Below are 24,564 nucleotides of genomic sequence, written 5' to 3'. Positions count from 1 at the left end.
GAAGACCCGGATCACCACCGATGCTGCCCCCGCCCCCGCTCACATGCTCTCGCAGGGCGTGCGCAAGGGACCGTTCGTCCAGGTTTCCGGCCAGGGCCCGGTCGACCCGGCCACGAACGAGTACGTCTTCGAGGGCGACGTCGCCGCCCAGACCACGCGGACACTCGAGAACGTCAAGGCCATCGTCGAGGCGTCGGGTGCGACGTTCGACGACGTCGTGATGCTCCGCGTCTACCTCACCCAGCGCTCCGATTTCGCGGCGATGAACGACGCCTACGGCGCCTTCGTCGCCGCGCACACACCCAGCGGCGTGCTCCCGTCGCGCGCCACCGTGTTGACCGGACTCCCCCGCGAGGAGATGCTCGTCGAGATCGACGGGATCGCCGTCGTCGACGCCTGATCGCCCTCGCCGCGGGTCGAACTCCCCATCGTGGCTTTCCAACCGAGTGTGCTTGACTGGGCCTCCGACCGGAGAGACGCGCCGCGTGAGCGGCGCCACCACTGAGGGGATAGTCACATGAACCGTCGTATTGCAGCATTCACCATCGCCGCCATCGCCGTCCTCGGCCTGACCGGCTGCGCCGGTGCCGCTGACGAGTCGTCGAACGACAACGCGGACGCCGGCGACTCGGCACCCGTCGAGGAGACCGGCACGGACCAGTCCGTCGAGGATGCCTGCGGCATCGTCATCCCCCAGCTGACCGAGGCCAGCCAGGCGATGGGCGACATCGATCCGGCCTCGGCCGACCCGCAGGCCACCGTCGACCAGTTCAACGAGTACATCGCCAAGCTCGGCGAGACCGTCGACAGCGTCTCGAACAGCGAGGTCAAGGCGGCTACTGCCGCCGTCCACGAGGACTTCGTCGCCATGGGAGACGTCCTCACCAAGGTCGTCGTCGAGCAGGACCTCGACGCCGCTGGCGACCTGAGCACCATCACCGGCGATGTGACCGAGTCGGCCACCGCGCTGCAGGAGCTCTGCAGCTGACGTCCAGTCGCGCATCGATGCCCCCGGGATCCCCGCGATCCCGGGGGCATCGTCGTCCGAACCGTTGCCTGCCCGTTACCTGCGGCCGCGTATGATAGAGAAACTGTCGCGCTGACTCTCGGGGGGTGAATCGTGACCGACCTCGTTGCCGCACCCGGTGCCGCCGATTCCACGGCGAGCACCGAGGTCCTGCCACCGATCGACGGCGAGCGACCCGTCGAGTGGGCGCCGCATGAGCCCGCGCCCAAGAAGCACCGCGCCGGCCTGTGGGTCGGACTCGGTGTCGGAGCGCTGCTGGTCTCCGCCGCCGCCGCGTCGCTGATCCTCATCGCACCGGGGACGACCATCGCGGGTGTGGCCGTCGGCGGGCTCACACCGGCCGCCGCCGCGGAGGCCGTCGAGAACCACCTCGCAGCCACGCAGATCTCCCTCACCGATGGGGGCGCCGACGTCGTCGTCAGTGCATCGGAACTCGGCGCATCCATCGATGCGAAGTCGCTCGCAGACACCGCGTTCGCGGAGCATCCGATGTGGAACCTGGGGGCGTGGCTGCCCGAGCCCATCGCCGGCGAAATCGTCGTCGACCCCGAGGTCGCCCACGACACGCTGCGCGGTCTCGTGCCGAGCGCCTACGAGGACGCCATCGACGCGGGCGTCTCGTTCGACGCGGCAAGCAACACCTATGCGACGACCCCGGCCGTCGCGGGAACCGGCATCGACCTCGACGCACTCACGGGAGCGATCGGAAGCGCTCTCGCCGACGGCGCCGAGGCCGTGAGCTACTCCTCCACCCCCGCCGAGGCTCCGGCCGCGATCAGCGACGCGGATGCGACAGCGGTCGCCGATCAGCTGAACGGCATGCTGAAGACGATCGGCTTCTACGTCGGCGACGAGCGGACGGTACCGGTCGACCCCGCGGTCGCGGCGACGTGGATCGATGTCGTCGACGCGGACGGGAAGCTCGAGATCACCGCCGACGCCACCGAGATCCAGAAGACGGTCGAGACGCTGGCCGAGAAGGTCGACCGCGCACCGGTCGATGCCAAGGCCATCGTCAACGGCAGCGGCACCGTGCTGCAGGAGCTCACGGCCGGCGTCACCGGGCGAACGCTCGGCGACACGAGCACGCTCGCCGCCGACTTCGCCACCCGGCTCGAGGCGGGCGAAGCCGTCCAGCCGATCGAGGTCGACGAGGTCGCCTTCAAGGAGCAGACGCTGCTGCGCCAGATCGACGTGAATCTGTCGACGCAGCGCGTGAGCGCGATCGAGAACGGCGTGGTCGTGGATTCCTGGAGCGTCTCCTCAGGAACGACGGGATACAGCACCCACACCGGTTCGTACTCGGTCGGGTGGAAGACCTCGAGCCAGAACATGGGCAACCGGGACCTCACCAAGGCCCCCTACTACTTCCAGCCCGACGTCAAGTGGGTCATGTACTTCAACGGCGACCAGGCGCTGCACGGCGTGTACTGGCACGCCAACTGGGGCACCCCGATGAGCCACGGCTGCGTCGGCATGCCCGAGTGGCGCGCCCAGTGGCTCTACAACTGGACGCCGCAGGGCGTCGGCGTCAACGTCCACTACTGACACCCGCTACGGCTGCCCCGCGGGCCGCACACATCAAGAAGGCCGGATGCTTCAAGCATCCGGCCTTCTTGATGTGTGAGGATCAGAGCGCGTCGATGATCCCGTTGAGCGTCTGCGACGGACGCATGACCTCGGCGACCTTGGCCGCATCGGGGCGGTAGTAGCCGCCGATGTCCACCGGGTGACCCTGCGCACCGTTGAGCTCCGCGACGATCTCCTGCTCCTTGGCGGTCAGGCTCTCGGCGATCGGGGCGAACGCTGCAGCGAGCTCGGCGTCCTTGGTCTGCTTCGCCAGCTCCTGCGCCCAGTACAGGCCCAGGTAGAAGTGGCTGCCGCGGTTATCGATCGTGCCGAGCTTGCGTCCCGGCGAGCGGTCCTCCTCGAGGAAGGTACCGGTGGCGGCATCCAGCGTCTCGGCGAGCACGCGGGCCTTCTCGTTGCCGGTGCGGTCGGCGAAGTGCTCGAGCGACGCGGCGAGGGCGAAGAACTCCCCGAGCGAGTCCCAGCGCAGGTAGTTCTCCTCGACGAGCTGCTGCACGTGCTTCGGAGCAGAGCCACCGGCGCCCGTCTCGAACAGTCCGCCGCCGGCGAGCAGCGGCACGATCGAGAGCATCTTCGCCGACGTGCCGACCTCGAGGATCGGGAACAGGTCGGTGAGGTAGTCGCGCAGCACGTTGCCGGTGACCGAGATGGTGTCGAGGCCGTGGCGCATGCGAGCCAGCGTGTAGCGCGTGGCCTCCTCGGGGGCGAGGATCGAGATCTGAGCGCCCGTGGTGTCGAGGGTCGCGAGAGCCTGGTGCACCTTGGCGATCAGCTGGGCGTCGTGCGCGCGGTTCAGGTCGAGCCAGAACACGGCGGGCGCGCCGGTGGCCTGGGCGCGGGTGACCGCGAGCTTCACCCAGTCCATGACGGGGATGTGCTTGGTCTGGGTCGCGCGCCAGATGTCGCCGGCCCCGACGTGGTGCTCGATGACGACCGCTCCGTCGCCGTCGACGATCTCGACGACGCCCGCCGAGGCGATCTCGAAGGTCTTGTCGTGGCTGCCGTACTCCTCGGCGGCCTGCGCCATGAGGCCCACGTTGGGGACGGTGCCGATCGTGGCGGGGTTGAGCGGGCCGTTCGCGATGACGTCATCGATCACGGCCTGGTAGACCCCGGCGTACGAGGAATCGGGGATGACGGCGAGCGTGTCGTCCTCTCCCCCGTCGACGCCCCACAGCTTGCCGCCGTTGCGGACGAGCGCCGGCATCGAGGCATCCACGATGACGTCGGAGGGCACGTGCAGGTTCGTGATGCCCTTGTCGGAGTTGACGTAGGACAGGCGGGGGCCGGTCGCGATGGTCTTCTCGAAATCGGCGATGATCTCGGCACCGCCGTCGATCTTCGCCAGGCCCGTGAGGATCGACCCGAGGCCGTCGTTGGCGCTGAGGCCGGCGGCGGCGAGCTGGTCGCCGAAGCGCGAGAACACGTCGGCGAAGAACGCCTTGACGACGTGCCCGAAGATGATCGGGTCGGAGACCTTCATCATCGTGGCCTTGAGGTGCACCGAGTACAGCACATCGTCGCTCTTGGCCGTCTCGAGCGTCTCGGCGAGGAAGGCGTCGAGAGCGGATGCCGACAGGAACGTCGCGTCGACGATCTCGCGCGGCAGCACCTTGAGGTTGTCCTTGAGCACCGTGACCGTGCCGTCCTCGGCCGTGTGACGGATCGTGAGGACGTCGTCGTGGGCTGCGATCCAGCTCTTCTCGTTGTGCTTGAAGTCGTCATGGCCCATGGTGGCCACGCGGGTCTTCGATCCCTCGGCGAACGGCTTGTTCGTGTGCGGGTGCTTCTTGGCGTAGTTCTTCACGGCGAGCGGCGCGCGGCGGTCGCTGTTGCCCTGGCGCAGCACGGGGTTCACGGCGGAGCCCTTGATGCGGTCGTAGCGAGCGCGGATGTCCTTCTCGTCGAGGGATCCGGGCTCGTCCGGGAAGTCGGGGATGTCGTAGCCCTGCGCCTGCAGCTCCGCGATGGCGGCCTTCAGCTGCGGGATGGATGCCGAGATGTTCGGCAGCTTGATGATGTTGGCCTCGGGAAGCGTGGCGAGGCCCCCGAGCTCAGCGAGAGCGTCGGACACCTGCTGGTCCGTGGTGAGGCGCTGCGGGAAGGCGGCGAGGATGCGGCCGGCGAGCGAGATGTCACGCGTCTCGAGCTCGACGCCCGCCTTGCCGGCGTAGGCCTGGACGATGGGGAGGAGCGATGCGGTGGCGAGAGCCGGTGCCTCGTCCGTGTAGGTGTAGATGATGGCGTCGTCGGTCACCGGAAGATTCTCCGTTCGCGGGTCGAATTTGTCTCGATACCAAGATACCTGAGTGCCTCTGCCCGCGTTTGCGGACTTCTTCTGCGCGCACTCACCCGGAGAGGTTACCCTGGGGCTATGACTGAACTGCGCGTGGTCGAACTCTCCGCTGCGACGATCGTCGCCGTGAACAACCTGTCGCTCAAGCCCGGGCAGGAGCAGTACCTCGCCCCGGTCTCCTACGGGATCGCCGCCACCGTCATCAACCCGCAGACCTCATGGCAGCGCGTCGTCCTCGACCGCGATGAGGTGGTCGGCTTCGTCAGCGCCAACTTCGATCCGGAGGCCCCGGAGGAGCACTTCCGCTCCGTGTTGTGGCGCATCAACGTCGACGCCGACGACCAGGGCCGCGGCATCGGCCGCTTCGCCGTCGAGGCCCTGATCGACGAGGCGCGGGCACGCGGCATGAACCATGTCGACGTGATCTACGAGGCAGGCGATGCCGGTCCCGCCGCGTTCTTCGAGCGCGTCGGCTTCACCCAGGTGGGCGAGACGGAGTACGGCGAGGTCATCGCCTCCGTGCAGATCTCGTCCTGACAGCGGCGGCGGGGTCTCGGATCCCCCTCCCCCACCGAGGCCCCGTCGCCCTCGGTGCGACCCGGCGGGGAGCGTCCGTCCTGGTCACTCGTCGCGCTTGGGCCTGGGGCGCGCGGTCCACGCCGCGAGCGCAGAGGCTGCGGCTCCTGCCGCTTTGTCGAGCGCCTCGGCCGATCGGCTGAGCATCTCGTGAGCGCTGCCGGGCCATGCAGTCGCCGCATCCGGGTCGCGGCCGGCCGCGCGGGCCTTCGCGGTGTGCTCGGCGACGTCGAAGGTCCGCTCGAGATCCGCGACCGCGTCCCGGTAGGCGGAGAACTCGGCGGGCGTCACTCCCGACGGCGATGACGGTCGCAGGTCTCTGGCACGGGATGCGGCGGCGAGGAAGGCGGCCATCGCCGGTTCCTTGCCGTCACTCATCGCAGGGTACGCGATCAGCTTCGCGGCATCCGTCTCGTAGTCCATCCAGCGCGCGATCACCGCGTCATGCGCGTCGTTCAGGCGCGCAAGCGGATACCGGTCGGTCTGCGATGCCGACGGCACCTGCGCCTGCTCCACACCGACGCGGATCCGGCGGGAACGCACGTCGGCGTGCGCGGCCTTCGCGTCGTGCTCCGCCTGTTTCAGGGCGCGCCGTGCGCTTGCCACATCGGCGGTCGACGCACGGGATGCCCTGCGCTCGGCGACCAGACGGGCGTGCTCTGCCCGCGCGACCTTCACGGCGCGACGTCGCTCGCCGATCTCGCGCTGCGCGTCGCGGAGGTCGCGGCGTGCGGCATCCAGAGCCAGCCGTCGGCCGCTGCGCTTCTGGCCGCGCCGCACGCCGACGGCGGTGATGGCTCCTGCACCGACCGCGGTCGGGGCGATCCACCACCATTCAGCGCCCAGCATCCATAACGGATCCACGCTTCGATCGTAACGGTCGCTCGGGGAGGGCATCCCTGCGTCCCCCGAGCGACCGTCGTCAGACCAGCGTCTCCTGCCAGGCCGCGTGCAGTTGCGCGAACTTGCCCGTACCGCCGATGAGCGCGGCAGGGGCGTCGTCCTCGATGATCTCGCCGTGCTCCATCACCAGCACCCGGTCGGCGATCGCGACCGTGGACAGGCGGTGGGCGATGATGATCGCCGTGCGGTCCTTGAGCAGAGTCTGCAGCGCGTCCTGGATGAGCCGCTCCGACGGGATGTCGAGCGACGCGGTCGCCTCGTCGAGGATGAGCACCGCAGGGTCTGCGAGGAACGCGCGTGCGAACGAGATCAGCTGACGCTGGCCCGCCGAGACGCGGCCGCCGCGCTTGTTCACGTCGGAGTTGTAACCGTCCGGCAGCGCCGAGATGAAATCGTCCGCCCCGACGGCGCGCGCAGCGTCCCGGATCTCGTCGAGCGTGGCATCGGGCTTCCCGAGCGCGATGTTGTCGGCGACCGTTCCGCTGAAGAGGTACGCCTCCTGCGTGACCATGACGATCGCACGGCGCAGATCCTTCGGATGCAGCGACCGCAGGTCGACGCCGTCGAGCGTGATGCTTCCCAGCGTCGGGTCGTAGAACCGCGAGATGAGCTTCGCGAGCGTCGACTTGCCGGCGCCCGTCGTGCCCACCAGTGCGATCGTCTGCCCCGCCGCGATGTCGAGCGAGAAGTTCGGCAGGATCGTCTTCTCCCCCGAATACCCGAACGTGACCTCCTCGAACCGCACGTGACCGCGCGATTCCCACAGATCGACCGGCTCGTCGGGGTCGGGAACCGTCGGCTGCTCCTCGAGCACTCCCGACACCTTCTCAAGCGCGGCCGTGGCCGACTGGTACGAGTTCAGGAACATCGCGATCTCCTGCATGGGCGCGAAGAAGTTGCGCACGTATAGGACGGCCGACAGCAGCACGCCGACCGTGAGCGCGCCGTCGGCGACGCGGATGCCGCCCCACAGCACGACCAGGCCGAGCGTGAGGGCGGCGACCGCCATGAGACCCGGCTCGAACGTGCCGAACAGGAGCATCGATCGGCGGTTGACGTCGCGGTACTCGCCGGCGACCTTCTGGAAGGCGACGTCGTTGCGCGGCTCCTTGCGGAACGCTTTCACGGCACGGATGCCGGTCATGGTCTCGACGAACTGCACGATGACCTTGGCGCTGATGACTCGAGACTCGCGGAAGATCACCTGCGAGCGCGAGTAGAACCAGCGCATGAGCAGGAACAGCGGGATGCCGGCGAGAAGCAGGATCACGCCCGACTGCCAGTCCCACACGATCAGCGCGATGAACGTGAACGCACCGAAGAGCACACCCGAGACGAGGTTGTTCAAGCCTCCGTCCAGGAGCTCGCGGATCGAGTCGAGGTCGCTCGTCTGGCGCGAGATGATGCGGCCCGACGTGTACGTCTCGTGGAACTCGAGGCTCAGCCGCTGCGTGTGCAGGAAGATCCGCTTGCGCAGATCGATCAGCACCGCCTGGGTGATGCGGGCGGCGACCACGACGTACCAGCCGATGAGGGCGGCGGCCGTAGCGCCGGCGAACAGGTAGGTGAAGGCGACGAGGAACGCCGGCATCCAGTTCGCGTGGTCGAGAACCTGCGGCAGTGCCTTGTCGAGTCCGATGCTGATGAGGATGGGACCTGCGACCTGCAGCGCCGTCGAGACGACGAGCACGATCGCGGCGAGCACGATCTGCGCCTTCAGCGGCGAGACGAGTGAGCCGAGCAGGCGCAACGAGCGCTGGCGGATCGCCCTGCTCTCCTCGCGGGTGTAGTTCGAGCGGTCTTCGCCCTTCGTTCCGGTGAGTGCCGCGCTCATGCCTGCACCTCCTCTTCCTCGGTGTGCGTATCCTCGAGATCCTGGTCGGTGATGACCGGGATCGCCCCGGTGCGGGCCGCCTCCTCCGCCTCGAGGCTGGAGATGACGTGCCGGTAGTGGGTGCTCGTCCGCAGCAGCTCGGAGTGGGTGCCGACCGCGGTGATCCGTCCGCTCTCGAGCAGCGCGACCCGGTCGGCGAGTGCCACGGTCGACGGGCGGTGCGCCACGATCATCGCCGTGGTGTCGGCGAGCACGTGCCGCAGGGCCTCTTCGACCAGGGCCTCGGTGTCGACGTCGAGGGCCGAGAGCGGGTCGTCGAGCACGAGCACCTTCGGCTGCGCGGCGACCGCGCGGGCGAGGGCGAGGCGCTGGCGCTGCCCACCGGACAGGCTCAACCCCTCTTCCCCGATCACGGTGTCCACGCCCTCGGGCAGCTGGTCGACGAACCCGGCCTGGGCGACGTCGAGCGCCTCGCGCAGGACGCGCTCGCCCTCCTCGCTGTGGATGTCGAGCTCCGCACGCCCGAGGAGCACGTTCTCCCGGACGGATGCCGAGAAGAGCGTCGCGTCCTCGAACGCCATCGCGATGTGCCGGCGCAGCTCGACGAGCGAGAGGTCTCGCACATCGACGCCGTCGAGCGTCACACGTCCACCGGTGACGTCGTAGAGGCGCGTGGGCAGGGTGGTGAGCGTCGTCTTGCCGCTGCCGGTGAGCCCGACCAGTGCCATGGTCTCACCGGGGCGCAGCACGAGATCGATGCCGTCGAGCAGGTCGCGCTCGGCGGCACCGGCATCCTGATACCGGAAGTGCGCCCCCTCGAAGGCGAGCTCGCCGCGCGGCTCCGCGATCGTGACCGGGCGCTCCGGGTCGGTGATCGTGTTCGTCTCGGAGAAGATTTCGAACACGCGGTCGGTCGCGGTGCGGGCATCCAGCATGAACGAGAACAGGAACCCGATCGACTCGATCGGCCAGCGCAGCACCGTCGCCATCGCGAAGAAGGCGAACAGCTCCGGCAGCTCGATCGCGCCCTGCGCGATGAGCCAGATGCCCGAGAGCAGGCTCAGACCGAACGCGATCTGCGGCATGAGATCGAGCCAGAACCAGATCGACCCGATCGCGCGCGCCTTGCTCAGCTCCGTCGAGCGCAACGACTCGGCCTGCTTGCTGAAGCGGATCAGCGCGTGCTTGCCGCGGCCGAAGGCCTTGAGCACGCGGATGCCGTGCACGCTCTCCTCGACGCTGGTCGCGAGGTCGCCCGCCTGATCCTGGCTCTGCCGGGCGAGGATGCCGTAGCGCTTCTCGAACAGGTAGCCCTGGATCCACAGCGGGATGGCGGTGACGATGAAGATCGTGCCGAGCAGCCAGTGCCAGCGGAACAGCAGCACCGAGCCGATGATGATCGTCAAGACGTTGACGACGAGCAGGATGAGCCCGAAGGCCAGCCACCGGCGGATGAGGCCGATGTCCTGCATCATGCGGCTCAGCAGCTGCCCGGACTGCCAGCGGTCGTGGAACGCGACCGGCAGCGTCTGCAGACGCGCGTACAGCTGCGTGCGCATCCGGTACTCGACCTCGGTCGAGGGCTTGAGGATGAACCAGCGCCGCAGCCACACCATGGCCGCCTCGCCGATGCCGAGCGCGAGCACGATGGCGGCACCGCCCACGATGATCGCGATGCTCGCGGACGTGTCGAGACCGCGGACGATCTGCTCGAGGACGATGGGGACCATCAGGGCGATGACGGCGGCGGCGAGAGCACTCGCAGCGCCTCCGACGAATCGCCAGACGACGGGCTTGACGAACGGTGCGAGGCGCCAGAGCGCTCGGGGTGTGGACAGCGAGGACGAACGTGCAGACGATGACGACGAGGAAGACATGACTCTCAGACGAGGTGCGGAACGGAACGGGAGCGTGTGACGGGCGGCGGGAGCGCTGTGCCCTGGATGCGGTGAGCGGGCGGCTGATCAGCCGCGCGGAAGCCGCATCGTGCGACCACGAGTGATCGAGCCGGGAGTGGCGATTTGCGCGACAGCGATCGAAATCATGATGTCTCCCTCAGGCTCGAAGCTCCGCACCGGTCGGCGCGACAGCCCTCCAGCCTATTCCTGTGAACCGGCTGGAGGCAAGCGTTGTTCCCGGATTTGTTCGCACCCCGCTCGAAATCGAACGTCTCCGCTCAGGCCGAGGCGAGCGCGCGCTCGCGCGCGAGCAGCGACTCCTTCACATCGACGCCCCAGGCGAATCCGCCCATGGAGCCGTCGCCGCGCAGCACCCGGTGGCAGGGGACGAACAGGGCCGGTGCGTTGCGGGCGCAGACGGATGCCGCGGCCCGCACCGCGCCCGGATTGCCGAGTTCCACGGCGAACTCCGTGTAGGTCAGAGGCTCCCCCGGCGCGATCCGTCGCAGCGCAGCCCAGCCGGTGCGCTGCATGCCGGTGCCGAACTGGTGCACGGCGACGGTGTCGATCGCGGCGATGTCGCCGTCGTAGTACGCGCGGACGGCGACGGCGGCATCCGCCTCGCCGTCACGGATCTCGGCCGGGCGGTTCTTCTCGGCCAGGCGGGCGACGATCTCGTCGCGGTCGGCCGTCCAGCCCGAGGAGAGCACGCGCTGTTCGCCGGTGTCGGGCGAGACGTCGGCGAGGATCGTGAACGGGCCGTCAACGGTGTCGATGGTCTGGATGAGAGCGGTCATGAGAGCTCCTTGTGTGCGGTCTTCGTGGTGCGTTTCGTCATGCTTCGTTTCGCCGTGCTTCGTTTCGTCGTGCTTCGTTTCGTCGTGCGGGGTGGCATGGCCGCCCAGAGGTGGGCGCTCAGGTAGCTGCGCCACGGCGCCGTGCGCTCGGCCCATGCGGTGAGCGCGGCGGGTTCCGCCGGGATGCCGGCGGCCGCGGCCCCCGACCGGATCGCGACGTCGCCGGGAAGGATGATGTCGGGGTCGCCGAGAACCCGCATCCGCACGTAGTCGGCCGTCCACGGCCCGATTCCCGGCATCGCCAGCAGAGCCGCGCGCTGGGCCCCGCTGTCGTCGCCGACCGTGAGCGCCAGCGTGCCGTCGGCGAGCGCGGCCGCAGCCCCGGTGACGGCTCTGATCCGTGCGGCGGGTCCGCGCAACACCTCGGCGCCGCGTTCGGCGATGGCCGTCATCGTCGGGAACAGCAGGCCGCCGTCCGGAGCCTCCTCACCCAGCGCGACGGTGAGCGCGGTCAGAGCGGTGCGGGCGGCCGCGACCGTGATCTGCTGGCCGATCATGGCGCGGATGAGCATCTCGTGCGGGTCTGCGGCGCCGGGGACGCGGATGCCGGGGATCCTGCCGACGAGGGGCGCGAGAAGCGGATGCTCCGAGAGGGCGGCGTCGACCGCGACGGGGTCGGCGTCCAAGTCGAAGATGCGGCGCGCCGTGGCCACGAGAGGTGCGAGATCGCCGAGATGGGTCACGCGGGCGCGGAGGCGGAGCGTGCCGGTGGCATCCTGGCGGACCTCGAACCACGCCGGCCCGCCGGGCATCCGCAGGTGGCGGGAGAAGGAGTCAGCGGTGGCGACCTCGACGCCCGGAACCGCGCGGGCGGCCATCCACGCGAAGATGCCGGCGGCGTCCATCGGCTCGCGATGCGGAAGCAGCAGATCGATCTCGCCCGGGACCAGCGCGGCGGCGGCGCCTGCGCCGAGAGGCTGGCGCCGCTTGGCCCGCAACTCGGTGGGTGTCAAGCCGAACACCTCGCGGATCGTGTCGCCCGCCTGGCGGATGCTCGCGAAGCCCGCCGAGAACGCGATGTCCGCGATCGGCAGGTCGGTGCCCACGAGCAGCATCCGCGCGTTGTGGGCGCGGTGCGCACGGGCGAGCGCCAGAGGGCCGGCGCCGAGCTCGGCGGTCAGCAGCCGGGTGAGGTGACGGCTGGAGTACCCGAGGCGTGCGGCGAGGCCGGATACGCCCTCCCGCTCGACCACGCCGTCGGCGATGAGCCGCATGGCGCGTGCGGCGGCATCCCCCCGTACGTCCCAGGCAGGAGACCCGGGTGCCGCCTCGGGCAGGCACCGCTTGCACGCGCGGAATCCCGCCTCGTGCGCCGCAGCGCTCGTCGGATAGAAGCTGACGTTCTCGCGCTTGGGCGTGCGGGCGGGGCACGAGGGTCGGCAGTAGATCCCCGTGGAGTGCACGGCCGTCACGAACTGCCCGTCGAAGCGGGTGTCGCGCGCGTCGATCGCGCGGTACCGCTCGTCGAACGACATGATCGGGAAGCTCATGCCTCCACTCTGACACGTCCGAAACCCGCAGGCGCGCGGAAATCGGACACGGCAGTTGCGCCATCCCCGCACAGACCTCTCCCCAGCGAGGAGCCCCCGCCGTATCGACGTGGATACGACGGGGTCTCGTAGACAGGACGGGGTCTGTCGGGGTAAGACGGGTCTGTCGGGGGCGGGAGCCAGACGGGGATCAGTGGAAGAAGTGACGCTCCCCGGTGAAGAACATCGTCACACCGGCAGCCTTCGCAGCCGCGATGACCTCGTCGTCGCGCACCGAGCCGCCGGGCTGGATGATCGTCGAGATGCCGGCGTCCAGCAGCACCTGCGGGCCGTCGGCGAACGGGAAGAAGGCATCGGATGCCGCGACCGACCCCGCGGCACGGTCCCCCGCCCGCTCCACCGCGAGGCGGCAGGAGTCGACACGGTTGACCTGCCCCATGCCGATGCCGACCGTGGCGTTGCCCTTGGCGAGCACGATCGCGTTGGACTTCACGGCGCGGCACGCCTTCCACGCGAAGATCATGTTCTCCATCTCGGCCTCGTCCGGCTGCTCGCCCGTGACGAGCTGCCAGTCCTTGGCGACCGACTGGATGTCGTCGGGGAAGCGATCGGCGTCCTGCAGCAGCAGGCCACCGGAGACCAGGCGCACGTCCATGCGCTCCTGCTGCCAGTCGTCGGGCAGCTGCAGCAGCCGCAGGTTCTTCTTCGCCTTGAAGACCTCGAGGGCCGCCGGTTCGAAGGACGGCGCGACGATGACCTCGGTGAAGATGTCCTTGAGGTTCTCGGCCATCTTCAGAGTCACCGTGCCGTTGGTGGCGATGACGCCGCCGTAGGCGGACACCGGGTCGCACTCGTGTGCGCGCAGGTGCGCGCTGGCGATCGGGTCGAGGGCGTTGGGCGCCGTGGTCGCGATGCCGCACGGGTTGGCGTGCTTCACGATCGCGACGGCGGGCAGGATCATGTCGAAGGCGGCGCGCAGGGCGGCATCCGCGTCGACGTAGTTGTTGTACGACATCTCCTTGCCCTGCAGCTGCACGGCCTGGGCGATGCCGTGGCCGCCGACGCGGGTGTAGATCGCCCCGCGCTGGTGGGAGTTCTCGCCGTAGCGGAGCGTCGCCAGGCGCTCGGCCTTGATCGTCAGGTGCTCGGGCAGCTCCTCGCCGCCCTCGTTGAGGGTGCCCTCCGCGAACCATGCGGCGACCGCCGTGTCGTACGAGGAGGTGTGCGCGAAGGCGCGGGCCGCGAGCTCGCGGCGCTGCGTGAGCGTCGTTCCGCCGGACTGGATCGACTCGATGATGGCCGGGTACGACTCGGGCGAGACGACGATCGCGACGTTCGCGTGGTTCTTCGCCGAGGCGCGCACCATGGCAGGGCCGCCGATGTCGATCTGCTCCACGACTTCGTCGCCGGTCGCGCCGGACTGCACGGTCTCGACGAACGGGTAGAGGTTCACGACCACGAGCTCGAACGGCGAGATGCCGAGTTCGGCGAGCTGGCGCTCGTGGTCCTCGAGGCGCAGGTCGGCGAGCAGGCCGCCGTGGATGCTGGGGTGCAGGGTCTTCACGCGCCCGTCGAGCATCTCGGCGACACCGGTCACCGCGGCCACGTCGGTGACGTCGTATCCGGCCTCGCGGATGGTCGCGGCCGTCGAACCGGTGGAGACGATCTCGACGCCGGCGTCGGCGAGGGCCGCCGCGAGCACGAGCAGATCGGTCTTGTCGCTGACCGAGACGAGCGCCCGCTTGATCGGGACGATGTCGCGGTCGCGGTACAGGGACTTGTCGCGGCTCGGGCCGGCCATGGATGATCTCCTTCGTGCGGGGGCGTACGGGTTTCGGTCAGTGGGTGAGCGCGAGGTCGCCGGTGGCGATCCGGCGCACGACGTCGATGAGCAGGCGCCGTTCGACGGGCTTGATGCGCTCGTGCAGGGTCTCCTCGGTGTCTCCCTGCTGCACGGGGATGCGCTCCTGGGCGAGGATAGGACCGGAATCGACGCCGTCGTCGACCACGATGACGCTCGCCCCGGTCTGCGCGACGCCGGCGGCGAGCGCGTCGCGCACACCGTGCGCACCGGGGAACTCCGGAAGGTACGCGGGGTGCGTGTTGATGATGCGCGGCGCATAGCGGGCGACGAGCGAGGCGGGTAGCAGGCGCATCAGTCCGCTGAGCACGACGAGGTCGGGCCGGTGCTCGTCCAGGCGATCGCCGAGCGCCTCGCCCCACGCGTCGCGGCTCTCGAACGACCGGTACGGTACCGTGAAGCTCGGGATGCTGAAATCCGCGGCGTGCGCGAGCCCCTCGGCGTCGCGATCGGCACCGACCGCGACGATCCGCGCGGGGAAGTCGGGGTGACGAGCGGCTTCGAGGAGGGCACGGAGGTTGGAGCCGGTGCCGGAGATGAGGACGGCGACCGTGAGCACCCGGCCAGTCTAGCGGGGCGCCGGAGTGCTCCCGTGCCCGAAGAAGCCGTGGTCGTCGAGGGGCTGGGTGTCGCCCTCAGACAGCTCCTCGACCGCCGTGGTGCGCGGGGCCGGGTCCACCGTCGGCGAGGATCCCATCTCGGCGACCCAGCGGTCCGTGCGCTCCTCGGCGAGCTCGTCGCGGTGCCGCGGGGCGAGCAGCATGATCGCCCCGCCCACGAGGACTTCGGCGCCGACGGCGAGCGCGGTCCAGCCGGGATGCGGTCCGAGGTGCGCCATGCGCCCGGGGCCGATCGACCCGGAGGCCAGCACCGCGGCCAGAGCGATGACCCCGGCGCTCGCGAGGGCGATGCCGCCCGCGATCCCGGCGCGCACAGCCGGCTCGGTCGCAGAGCCCTGCCAGACGAGCCGCGACCGGACCACCCATCCGGCGAACGCGCCCGCGCCGACGGGGAGGAGGATGACGATCAGCATCCAGATCGAGCTGTTCTCAGGCAGGAGGCCGAGGATCGGGATGCCGGGGACGACGCCGAGCTCGGTTCCGGCCGGCGACACCGCCGTTCCGGAGCCGACGGCGAAGCCGGGGCCGGCGATCCACGCGAGCGCCCACACCAGCAGCGTCGGCAGGTAGGCGAGGTGCCCGAGCGTCAGGACGGTCGCACCGGTGGCATCCACCCGTGCAGCCTGGAACAGCGCCACCATCTCGCCGCCGCGCAGCGCGACCATGAGCGCCACGGCGAGTCCGGCGACACCCGCGAGCGCGACGACCACGACAGCCGTGCCGCGCACGACCTCGCCGGGGACGACGCTCCACGAGCCCCAGCCGTCCACACGGTCGTGGATGCGGTCTATGAGACCACCGTCCCCCTCGCACCACGCGTGACTCACCGCCCCGGCGATCGCGCCGATCCCGTACGCCGCCGTCGGCAGCAGAATCGCCGGCCACAGCGGCACGCTCGCGATCTCGCTGCGCGCCGTCAGCGCGACGGCGGCGGCGATCACTGCGAACGCGAGGGTGCCGAAGGCGACGCCCAGGCCCCAGGCGCCGGATCGCGCGGCGCGGATGCCGGAGTGCCCGGCGAACAGCATCGTGAAGATGAGGAACGCCAGCGGTGTGACCGAGAGAGCGAAGCGCGCGGCATCCGGCGCGATGCCGACAGCCGAGACCACGTCGTCCGGCAGAGCGATCTCGATCGGAACCCCGTGGCCGAACTGCCAGAGGGTCCCCACGGCCGGCCACAGGCCTCCCCAGTCGGCCGTCGCGCCGAACGCGAGCGTCCACAGCAGGGTGAGAGGTGCGAGCAGCACGGCGAGGCCGACGGCCGCCGCGATGGCAGCGTCGACCGCGGCGAGGATCGCGACGAGGAGGCGTTGCATGTCTCAATGAGACTACGACGAGAACCTGACGGTCCCGCGCGGGCGCGCGCGAGGGCGCGGACACGATATCGTTCCCGAGGAGGTTCCCGATGACAACTGCCCCCTCGTCCGCTCCCGATCAGACCGCCGAACCGAAGAACGCGCTCGACCGCTTCTTCGAGATCACCCGCCGCGGCTCGACGATCGGCTCCGAAGTCCGTGGCGGCATCGTCACCTTCGTCACGATGGCCTACATCGTGATCCTCAACCCGATCATCCTCACCGGCGCTGCCGACGTCGACGGCAACACCCTGAGCTTCCCCGCAGTCGGAGCCGCGACGGCGCTGACAGCCGGTGTGATGACGATCCTGTTCGGCCTGATCACCCGGTTGCCGTTCGCCTTCGCCGCGGGCCTGGGCATCAACGCGTTCCTCGCCTTCTCCGTCGTCGGCCAGGTCACCTGGGCCGAGGCGATGGCGCTCGTGATGATCAACGGCGCCGTGATCGTGCTGCTGGCCGCGACGGGCCTGCGGAAGATGATCTTCGACGCCGTTCCTTTCCAGCTGAAGATCGCGATCACGGTCGGCATCGGCCTGTTCATCGCGTTCATCGGCTTCGTGAACTCCGGCTTCGTCACGACCACCGGCAGCGCGTCCCCGCCCGTCGGCCTCGGCCTGGACGGATCCGTCGCGACCGTGCCGACGCTGCTGTTCGTCGTGACGCTGATCGTCACCGGCATCCTCGTCGCCCGCAAGGTCAAGGGCGGCCTCCTCATCGGTCTCGTGACCGGCACCGTGCTGGCCGTGATCGCCGAGGCGATCTGGCACTTCGGGCCGCAGTTCGCCGATGACGGCACGTTCAACGCCGGCGGCTGGAGCCTGACCGTCCCCGCGCTGACCGGCACGCCGGTGAGCCTGCCCGATCTGAGCCTCGTCGGCGCCGTGGACTTCGGGTTCGACTTCGGCAAGGTCAGCGTCGTCGCGCTCATCATGATCGTGTTCACCCTCGTCTTCTCGAACTTCTTCGACGCCATGGGCACCATGACAGGGCTCGCCAAGGAAGCCGGGCTCGCCGACGAGAAGGGCGACTTCCCCCGCATCAAGTCGGCGCTGATCGTCGAGGGCATCGGTGCCATCGCCGGAGGTTCGACGTCGTCATCCTCGAGCACGGTGTTCATCGAGTCGGGCGCGGGCATCGGCGAAGGTGCGAGGACGGGCCTGGCCAATGTCGTCACCGGCGTGATGTTCCTCCTGGCGATGTTCCTGACGCCGCTGACCTCGATCGTCCCGACCGAGATCGCCGCGGCGGCCCTCGTGATCGTGGGCGCGATGATGATGGCGCAGATCAAGCACATCGATCTGACCGACTTCGGTGCGCTGCTGCCGGTGTTCCTCACCGTCACCGTCATGCCGTTCACCTACTCGATCGCCAACGGCATCGGCGCGGGCTTCGTGAGCTGGGTGCTCGTGCAGGCTGTCGCGGGCAAGGCCAAGGCCGTCCACCCGCTGCTGTGGATCGTCGCCGCCGGCTTCGTCCTGTTCTTCGCCCGCGGGCCCATCGAGGCTGCGTTCGGCGTCGCCTGACCGCGGTACGGGCGCGCAGGCCCGCAGAAAAAGGTGACGAAAGAGTTTCGACGCCAGGGTGATGCTCTGCCAGGATGCAGAGCATGAGCCGTCGCCGACGACGCCTGTGGGCCGCAGCATCCGCAGGCGTCGTCGCCTGGGCGACCACGACCGCACGGTCGACCGGACGACCGACGACCTGGGGATGCGTCGACGATCGCTACGGCGGCATCGCTCGGTGCACACGCCGTGGACCCGCGCGTCGCGACCGCACGAGGCGTCGCGCTCGCCCATCGGGCCGGACTCGGGGTCTTCGTGTGGACGCAGGATGACCGTGCGCAGTGGGAGGAACTCACCGCCATGGGCGTGGACGGCATCATCACGAACCGCCCCGACGCCCTGCACGGCTGGGTGCAGGAACGAGTGAAGGCCCCGGGGTGGAGCCCGGGGCCTTCAGGTCAAGCGTAGCTCAGATCAGAGCGTCTCGACGTCCTTCGACGCGTCGCTGCGCTCCTTGCTCAGGAGCCAGTGCGCGATCGCTTCGCGATCAGAGGCCTTCCACAATCGCGCGCATCAGGTCGGCGGTCTCGGACGGGGTCTTCCCGACCTTGACGCCGGCGGCCTCGAGGGCCTCCTTCTTCGCCTGGGCGGTGCCGGCCGAGCCGGAGACGATGGCGCCGGCGTGGCCCATGGTCTTGCCCTCGGGAGCGGTGAAGCCCGCGACGTAGCCGACGACCGGCTTGGTGACGTGCGCCTTGATGTAGTCGGCCGCACGCTCCTCGGCGTCGCCGCCGATCTCGCCGATCATCACGATCGCCTTGGTCTCGGGGTCGGCCTCGAATGCCGCGAGGGCGTCGATGTGCGTGGTGCCGATGACCGGGTCGCCGCCGATGCCGATGGCGGTCGAGAAGCCCAGGTCGCGCAGCTCGAACATCATCTGGTACGTCAGCGTGCCCGACTTGGAGACGAGTCCGATCGGGCCCTTGCCGGTGATGTTCGCCGGGGTGATGCCGACGAGCGACTCATCCGGCGTGATGATGCCGGGGCAGTTCGGGCCGATGATGCGGGTCTTGTTGCCCTTGCGCTTCGCGTAGGCCCATGCCTCGGCGGAGTCCCCGACCGGCACGCCCTCGGTGATGACGACGAGCAGCGGGATCTCGGCGTCGATGGCCTCGATCATGGCGGACTTGGTGAATGCACCCGGCACGAACGCGATCGACACGTCGGCGCCGGTCTCCTTCATGGCTTCTTCGACGGAGCCGAAGACGGGCAGCTCGACGGGGTTGCCGTCCTTGTCGGTGTGCGAGACCGTGGTGCCGGCCTTGCGGGCGTTGACGCCGCCGACGACCTGGGTGCCGGCCTTGAGCATGAGGGCGGTGTGCTTGGTGCCCTCACCGCCGGTGATGCCCTGGACGATGACCTTGGAATCCTTGTTCAGGAAGATCGACATTTCTTCTTGTTCCTTTTCTCAGATCTCAGGCGTTCAGGCGTTCGCCAGCTCGGCGGCCTTGTCGGCGCCCTCGTCCATGGTGGCGGCGAGGGTCACGAGCGGGTGCGCGTACTCGGCGAGGATCGCGCGGCCCTCGTCGACGCGGTTGCCGTCGAGACGGACGACGAGCGGCTTGGAGGCCGCGGAGCCGAGCGTCTCCAGCGCGCCCTTGATGCCGTTGGCGACGGCGTCGCACGCCGTGATGCCGCCGAAGACGTTGACGAAGACCGACTTGACCTGCGGGTCGCCGAGGATGACGTCGAGGCCGTTCGCCATGACCTCAGCCGAAGCGCCGCCGCCGATGTCGAGGAAGTTGGCGGGCTTCACTCCGCCGTGGTTCTCACCGGCGTAGGCGACGACGTCGAGCGTCGACATGACCAGGCCTGCGCCGTTGCCGATGATGCCGACTTCGCCGTCGAGCTTGACGTAGTTCAGGCCCGCCTTCTTGGCCTTGGCCTCGAGCGGGTCGGCGGCCTCCTTGTCCTCGAGCTCCTCGTGCTCGGGGTGGCGGATCTCGCTGGCGTTGTCGTCGAGCGTGACCTTGCCGTCGAGCGCGATGATGTCGCCCTCTTCGGTGCGCACGAGCGGGTTGACCTCGACGAGCGTGGCGTCCTCGCCCTTGTAGACCTCGTAGAGCTTGACGAAGACGTCGGAGACCTTCTCGACGAGGTCCTCGGGGAACTTCGCCGCACGGGCGATCTCTGTGGCCTTCGCCTTGTCGATGCCCGTGAGCGGGTCGACCTCGATGCGGGCGAGCGCCTCAGGACGCTCGACGGCGAGCTCTTCGATCTCCATGCCGCCCTCGACGCTGCACAGCGACAGGTAGGAGCGGTTCGATCGGTCGAGCAGCACGGAGAAGTAGAACTCCTCGGCGATGCGGGCACCGGCGGCGACCATGACGCGCTTGACGATGTGACCCTTGATGTCGAGGCCGAAGATCGCCTTGGCCGCCTCGTACGCCTCATCGGGGGTCTTGGCGACCTTGACGCCGCCGGCCTTGCCACGACCGCCGGTCTTGACCTGAGCCTTGACGACGACGACGCCGCCGAGCTTCTCGGCTGCCGCTTTCACCTCCTCGGGGGTGTCCGCGACGATGCCGGCGAGGACCGGCACTCCGTACTTCTCGAAAACGTCTCGTGCCTGGTACTCGTACAGATCCACTGTGCTTCCTTCACTGGGCTGCGGGCGGAAAGTCTCTCGATATCGAGATAACGACCGGGAACAAAGCTTACTACTCCCGCCTGAACGCCGCCGCCGACGGCCGACCGGTTCACCCGGCGTTAGGCTTCTCGCTATGCATGAGTCCGCAGAAATGCGCACCGGCGTCGTCGCCGCCGCGCTCGACCTGTTCCAGGCGCAGGGATTCGACCAGACCTCGGTCGAGCAGATCGCCAAGGCGGCGGGGGTCTCGCGGTCGACGTTCTTCCGTCAGTTCGGCGGCAAGGAGGACGTCGTCTTCGCGGACCACGAGGTGCTGCTGGCCGAGCTGCGCGACTTCCTCGCCGAGGGGCATCCGGACCCGTGGGAGGCCGTCTGCCGCGCCTCCCAGCACGTGTTCGACCACTTCGCGCACGATCCCGATCTCGCGAGGCTCCGCTATCAGGTCGTCCGTCAGGTGCCCGCACTGCGCGAGCGGGAGATCGTGACGGTGTTCCGCTACGAACGCCTCTTCGACGACTACCTGCGCCGGTCGCTGCCGGGCATCGACCCGTTGGACGCCGTCGGCTTCGCAGCTCTCGTCACGGCCGTGCACAACCACGTGCTGCGCCAGCTGCTGCGCAGCACGAAGCGCGTCGCGCCGTCGGTGCTGCAGTCGGCGCTCGACGACGTCCGCCGCCGGTACGGCGTCCACCAGGACGGCCATCAGGATGCTGCGGACGAGGTCGTCGTGGCGGTCTTCCCCCGCGCCATGCCGATCGCCGAGGTCTCGCGGCGCCTGCAGACGCAGCTGGAGCAGTAGCCGCTCAGTCGCAGCCGCAGCCGCCGGAGGGCGTGCGCACCATGAAGCACACGTCGCACACGCCGTAGTCCCGATCGGCGACCGGCTTCGGCTTGGGCTTCACCGGGGCTGCGGCACTGGTGCGCGGGGTGCGGGAGGCCGCCTTCTTCTTCGGTGCGCCGACCGGAAGGAACTCGCTCGGGTGGACCGCGTACCAGTACGGCGCCCTGCCCTCGCTCGGCTGCAGCCGCAACGGCGCGGAACCGACGACGACCACCTCGTCCTCGGTGAAGCCGTTCGTGTACGTGCGGCCGATGTGCAGCGCCCCGCCGTCGCCGCGGCGGATCGCCTCGATGTACCGGCCTCGATCGATGAACGACGAGATGCCGATGGCATCCACGATCGCCGTGATGAACGCATGGTTGGCCGGGTCGATCCGGTGCGCGCGGAGCGCCTCCGGGAGATTTCGATACGGTCGGGACGTGCCGGTGGGCGTGGGGCCCTGGATCTCGTTCATCGCTTAACAGGATCGCACGTCCGCACCCCTCGTGCAGGCGGGTGCTGGAAGACTGGACGCATGGCACGGGCGACGATCATCGGCAGCGGACCGAACGGACTCGCAGCCGCCGTCTCGCTGGCGCGTGCCGGGTACGAGGTGCGCGTGCTGGAGGCCGCCGACACCGCCGGCGGCGGTCTGCGGACCACCGCGTCGACGCTCACCGGGTTCGTGCACGACGTGTGCTCGGCCGTGCACCCCGCGACGATCGCCTCACCGTTCTTCCGGGCGTTCGGCATCGAGCGGCGCGTCGACTGGATCACGCCGGATGCCTCGTACGCGCATCCGCTCGACGGCGGCCGCGGGGCCGTCGCCTGGCGTGACATCGAGCGGACCGCATCGGGTCTCGGCCGGGACGGACGGGCGTGGCTCGCGCTGCTGCGCCCGCTGAGCCGCCGCATCGACGGCGTCGTCGACTTCACGGGGAACCAGCTGCTGCGCATCCCTCGGGAACCGGTGACAGCATTCCGGTACGCGCTGCGGATGCTGGAGCACGGCACTCCGCTCGCGGAGGCGTCGCTGCGCACCGACGAGGCACGCGCGCTTCTCGCCGGCGTCATCGCGCACGCGGCGGCCCCGATGCCCTCGCTGTCCGGCGCCGCGGCCGGGCTCCTCATCGCCGCCGAGGCGCACGCGGGCGGCTGGATGTACCCGCGAGGTGGCGCGCAGCGCATCGCCGACGCGCTCATCGCCGATCTGACCGCGCACGGCGGCGTCGTCGAGACCGGTGCGCACATCAGCGACCTCAGAGGCCTCGACTGGGGCGACCCGACGCGCGGCGACGTGCTGCTGCTGAACACCGCGCCGAGGCTGACGCTCACGCATCCCGACATCCCGTCCTCGTACGCACGGGCCGTGCGCGCCTATCGCTACGGCCCCGCCGCGGCCAAGGTCGACTTCGCGCTGGACGGCCCTGTGCCGTGGGCGAATCCCGAGATCGCGCTCTCCCCCACGGTCCACCTCGGCGGCACGCGCGCCGAGGTGCGGGCAAGCGAGAATGCCGTGGCGACAGGGCGCGTCGCCGATCGGCCGTACGTGCTCGCCGTGCAGCCGTCCGTGCTCGACGACTCGCGCGCCCCGGCCGGCAAGGCCGTGCTCTGGGCCTACATCCACGTGCCGCGGCGCTCGGGCCTGGATGCGACCGAGCTCATCACCCGCCAGGTCGAGCGGTTCGCACCGGGTTTCCGCGACCTCGTGCTGGCGTCGCACTCGGTGCCGGCATCCGATCGCGAGGCGATCAATCCCGCCGAGATCGGAGGCGACGTCCTCGGCGGCGCGTTCACGATCGCGCAGGCGCTGCGCCGCCCCGTCGTGTCGCGGCACCCGTGGCGCACGCCGATGCGCGGCGTGTACCTGGCATCCGCGGCGACGCCGCCGGGGCCGGGGGTGAACGGCATGGCCGGCTGGCACGCCGCGCGTACCGTGCTCGAGGACGCCGGGACGCCCACCACGCTCGCCGACCTGTTCGCATAGCACCCCGCGGGGTCGCGAACGGCGGCCACGCGCGAGGAACGGCCGCCACATGCGCCCCCTCGCGCGCAGGCCGCGGGAGCGCGAGGATGGATGCATGCGCTACGAGATCCCCGCACCGATGCTCGCGAAGGCCGCAGCGGCGGTCCCCGATCCGGCGAAGACCGCGGGCGGGATGCTGTTCGAGCCGAAGTGGGACGGCTTCCGGGGTCTGATCGCCTGGGACGGCGAGAGCGCCGAGATCGGTTCGCGCGGCGCCAAGCCGCTCACCCGGTACTTCCCCGAACTCGTCGACGCGCTGCCGCGGATCCTCCGCGAGCCCTGTCTGCTCGACGGCGAGATCGTCGTGGCGACCGGAGAGCCCGGCTCGCAACGGCTGGACTGGGAGGCGCTGAGCCAGCGTATCCACCCCGCGGCATCCCGCGTCGCGCTGCTGTCGCAGCAGACCCCGGCGATGTTCATCGCGTTCGATCTGCTCGCCCTCGGCGAGGAGTCGCTGCTGGCGGAGCCGTTCCACCAGCGCCGTGCACGCCTCGAGGAGCTGCTCGCCGGCGCCGAGCATCCACTGCACCTCACCCGCGCGACGACGGACCACGCCACGGCCGTGCGCTGGCTCGACGAGTTCGAGGGCGCCGGGCTCGACGGCGTGATCGCCAAGCCGCTCGATCAGCCGTACGCGCCGGGCAAGCGCACCCTGATCAAGATCAAGCACGCCCGCACCGCGGATGTCGTGGCGCTCGGGTACCGCGTGCACAAGTCGGGGTCCGGTGTCGGCTCGCTGCTCGTCGGGCTCTACGACGGCGACGGAGGCCTGCACCAGGTCGGCGGCGTGGCCGCGTGGAGCGACAAGCGCCGCCAGGAGCTCGTCGACGAGCTCGCGCCTCTCGTCGAGCGCGACGAGGCGGGTCAGGCCGTCACGGGCGAAGGCGAGCGGAGCCGCTTCACCGGTGCGAAGGACGTCTCGTTCGTGCGTCTGCGCCCCGAGCGCGTGCTCGAGGTGCGCTACGACCAGCTCGAGGGCGCGCGATTCCGCCACACCGTGCAGTTCGAGCGCTGGCGTCCCGATCGCGAGGCGCGCTCCTGCACCTACGACCAGCTCGACACGGTCGCCGGTTACGACCTCGCGGACGTCCTCGCATGATGCGGGGATGGAAGGTCCTCGCGCTGATCCTGACCGTCATCGTCGCCTGCTGCGCGGTCAGCGCCTGGGCGTTCATCGCCTACCTCGGGCCGATCGCGATCGGCACGGGTGAGATCGGGCCGAGCGATCAGATCGTGCTGCTCTGGCTCGCCATCGTCAC

At 69.7% G+C, this 24,564-nt stretch carries 21 protein-coding genes; 9 read left to right on the top strand and 12 right to left on the bottom strand.

What is annotated here, in order from left to right; genetic code table 11:
- Positions 1-10: 10 nt before the first annotated feature.
- The 3 genes from HWX58_RS03915 (at position 11) to HWX58_RS03905 (ending at position 2,575) form a co-directional block, all read left to right on the top strand.
- Complete coding sequence (locus tag HWX58_RS03915) at positions 11-400, top strand: RidA family protein (RefSeq protein WP_284690598.1); 390 nt, start codon at positions 11-13, stop codon at positions 398-400.
- Between the two features lie 117 nt (positions 401-517).
- Positions 518-988, top strand: coding sequence for a hypothetical protein (locus HWX58_RS03910; protein ID WP_175985741.1), 471 nt, complete (start codon positions 518-520; stop codon positions 986-988).
- Between the two features lie 132 nt (positions 989-1,120).
- A complete protein-coding gene (locus HWX58_RS03905; protein ID WP_175985740.1) occupies positions 1,121-2,575 on the top strand; it encodes a L,D-transpeptidase family protein in 1,455 nt (484 codons plus the stop codon).
- Between the two features lie 82 nt (positions 2,576-2,657).
- Here HWX58_RS03905 and HWX58_RS03900 read toward each other — a convergent pair whose 3' ends face one another.
- Positions 2,658-4,874, bottom strand: a complete 2,217-nt coding sequence (locus HWX58_RS03900) for an NADP-dependent isocitrate dehydrogenase (protein ID WP_175985739.1) — start codon at positions 4,872-4,874, stop codon at positions 2,658-2,660.
- Positions 4,875-4,991: 117 nt separating this feature from the next.
- On the opposite strand from HWX58_RS03900, the gene HWX58_RS03895 reads away from it, so the two are divergent.
- The gene (locus HWX58_RS03895) at positions 4,992-5,450 is read left to right on the top strand and encodes a GNAT family N-acetyltransferase (RefSeq protein ID WP_175985738.1); all 459 of its coding nucleotides are present in this window, start codon (positions 4,992-4,994) and stop codon (positions 5,448-5,450) included.
- An 84-nt stretch (positions 5,451-5,534) separates the two neighbouring features.
- Here the strand turns inward: HWX58_RS03895 and HWX58_RS03890 are convergent, their stop codons facing one another.
- The 8 genes from HWX58_RS03890 to HWX58_RS03855 form a co-directional block, all read right to left on the bottom strand.
- Positions 5,535-6,353 (bottom strand): efflux RND transporter periplasmic adaptor subunit, encoded by an 819-nt coding sequence (locus HWX58_RS03890; RefSeq protein ID WP_175985737.1) that lies wholly within the window; start codon positions 6,351-6,353, stop codon positions 5,535-5,537.
- A gap of 58 nt (positions 6,354-6,411) precedes the next feature.
- A complete protein-coding gene (locus HWX58_RS03885) occupies positions 6,412-8,226 on the bottom strand; it encodes an ABC transporter ATP-binding protein (RefSeq protein WP_175985736.1) in 1,815 nt (604 codons plus the stop codon).
- Positions 8,223-10,103, bottom strand: a complete 1,881-nt coding sequence (locus HWX58_RS03880) for an ABC transporter ATP-binding protein (protein ID WP_175985735.1) — start codon at positions 10,101-10,103, stop codon at positions 8,223-8,225. Before HWX58_RS03880 ends, HWX58_RS03885 begins: the two co-directional genes overlap by 4 nt.
- Before the next feature lie 299 nt (positions 10,104-10,402).
- Positions 10,403-10,921: a methylated-DNA--[protein]-cysteine S-methyltransferase gene (locus tag HWX58_RS03875; RefSeq protein ID WP_175985734.1), complete on the bottom strand. Its 519-nt coding sequence runs from the start codon at positions 10,919-10,921 to the stop codon at positions 10,403-10,405.
- Positions 10,918-12,471 carry a DNA-3-methyladenine glycosylase 2 family protein gene (locus HWX58_RS03870; RefSeq protein ID WP_175985733.1) on the bottom strand — a complete coding sequence of 518 codons (1,554 nt, stop codon included), beginning with the start codon at positions 12,469-12,471 and terminating at the stop codon, positions 10,918-10,920. Before HWX58_RS03870 ends, HWX58_RS03875 begins: the two co-directional genes overlap by 4 nt.
- Positions 12,472-12,661: 190 nt before the next feature.
- Positions 12,662-14,272, bottom strand: coding sequence for a bifunctional phosphoribosylaminoimidazolecarboxamide formyltransferase/IMP cyclohydrolase (purH, locus tag HWX58_RS03865; RefSeq protein ID WP_175985732.1), 1,611 nt, complete (start codon positions 14,270-14,272; stop codon positions 12,662-12,664).
- A 37-nt stretch (positions 14,273-14,309) separates the two neighbouring features.
- Positions 14,310-14,891, bottom strand: a complete 582-nt coding sequence (gene purN / locus HWX58_RS03860; protein WP_175985731.1) for a phosphoribosylglycinamide formyltransferase — start codon at positions 14,889-14,891, stop codon at positions 14,310-14,312.
- 9 nt (positions 14,892-14,900) lie between these two features.
- Positions 14,901-16,268: a cell division protein PerM gene (locus tag HWX58_RS03855; protein WP_175985730.1), complete on the bottom strand. Its 1,368-nt coding sequence runs from the start codon at positions 16,266-16,268 to the stop codon at positions 14,901-14,903.
- Between the two features lie 89 nt (positions 16,269-16,357).
- Here HWX58_RS03855 and HWX58_RS03850 point away from each other — a divergent pair, with 89 nt between their 5' ends.
- On the top strand, positions 16,358-17,830 hold the full coding sequence (locus HWX58_RS03850; RefSeq protein ID WP_175985729.1) for an NCS2 family permease: 1,473 nt from the start codon (positions 16,358-16,360) through the stop codon (positions 17,828-17,830).
- Between the two features lie 195 nt (positions 17,831-18,025).
- Positions 18,026-18,277, top strand: a complete 252-nt coding sequence (locus HWX58_RS03845) for a glycerophosphodiester phosphodiesterase (protein ID WP_175986125.1) — start codon at positions 18,026-18,028, stop codon at positions 18,275-18,277.
- Between the two features lie 79 nt (positions 18,278-18,356).
- Here HWX58_RS03845 and sucD read toward each other — a convergent pair whose 3' ends face one another.
- Entirely contained in the window at positions 18,357-19,259 is a 903-nt protein-coding gene (sucD, locus tag HWX58_RS03840; RefSeq protein ID WP_175985728.1) for a succinate--CoA ligase subunit alpha, read from the bottom strand.
- 33 nt (positions 19,260-19,292) lie between these two features.
- The gene (gene sucC, locus HWX58_RS03835) at positions 19,293-20,459 is read right to left on the bottom strand and encodes an ADP-forming succinate--CoA ligase subunit beta (RefSeq protein ID WP_175985727.1); all 1,167 of its coding nucleotides are present in this window, start codon (positions 20,457-20,459) and stop codon (positions 19,293-19,295) included.
- 133 nt (positions 20,460-20,592) lie between these two features.
- Between sucC and HWX58_RS03830 the strand changes: the two genes are divergently transcribed.
- Positions 20,593-21,258 carry a TetR/AcrR family transcriptional regulator gene (locus HWX58_RS03830; protein ID WP_175985726.1) on the top strand — a complete coding sequence of 222 codons (666 nt, stop codon included), beginning with the start codon at positions 20,593-20,595 and terminating at the stop codon, positions 21,256-21,258.
- A 4-nt stretch (positions 21,259-21,262) separates the two neighbouring features.
- Here the strand turns inward: HWX58_RS03830 and HWX58_RS03825 are convergent, their stop codons facing one another.
- Complete coding sequence (locus HWX58_RS03825) at positions 21,263-21,754, bottom strand: SLC41A family transporter (protein ID WP_175985725.1); 492 nt, start codon at positions 21,752-21,754, stop codon at positions 21,263-21,265.
- Between the two features lie 60 nt (positions 21,755-21,814).
- On the opposite strand from HWX58_RS03825, the gene HWX58_RS03820 reads away from it, so the two are divergent.
- Together HWX58_RS03820 and HWX58_RS03815 are read left to right on the top strand one after the other, a co-directional pair.
- Positions 21,815-23,266 (top strand): phytoene desaturase family protein, encoded by a 1,452-nt coding sequence (locus HWX58_RS03820; RefSeq protein WP_175985724.1) that lies wholly within the window; start codon positions 21,815-21,817, stop codon positions 23,264-23,266.
- Positions 23,267-23,360: 94 nt separating this feature from the next.
- Positions 23,361-24,404 (top strand): ATP-dependent DNA ligase, encoded by a 1,044-nt coding sequence (locus HWX58_RS03815; RefSeq protein ID WP_175985723.1) that lies wholly within the window; start codon positions 23,361-23,363, stop codon positions 24,402-24,404.
- Positions 24,405-24,564 lie beyond the last annotated feature (160 nt).

This window comes from Microbacterium tenebrionis, assembly GCF_903645325.1.
GTDB lineage: Bacteria > Actinomycetota > Actinomycetes > Actinomycetales > Microbacteriaceae > Microbacterium > Microbacterium tenebrionis.
This window is presented reverse-complemented; position numbering and strand designations above follow the sequence as displayed.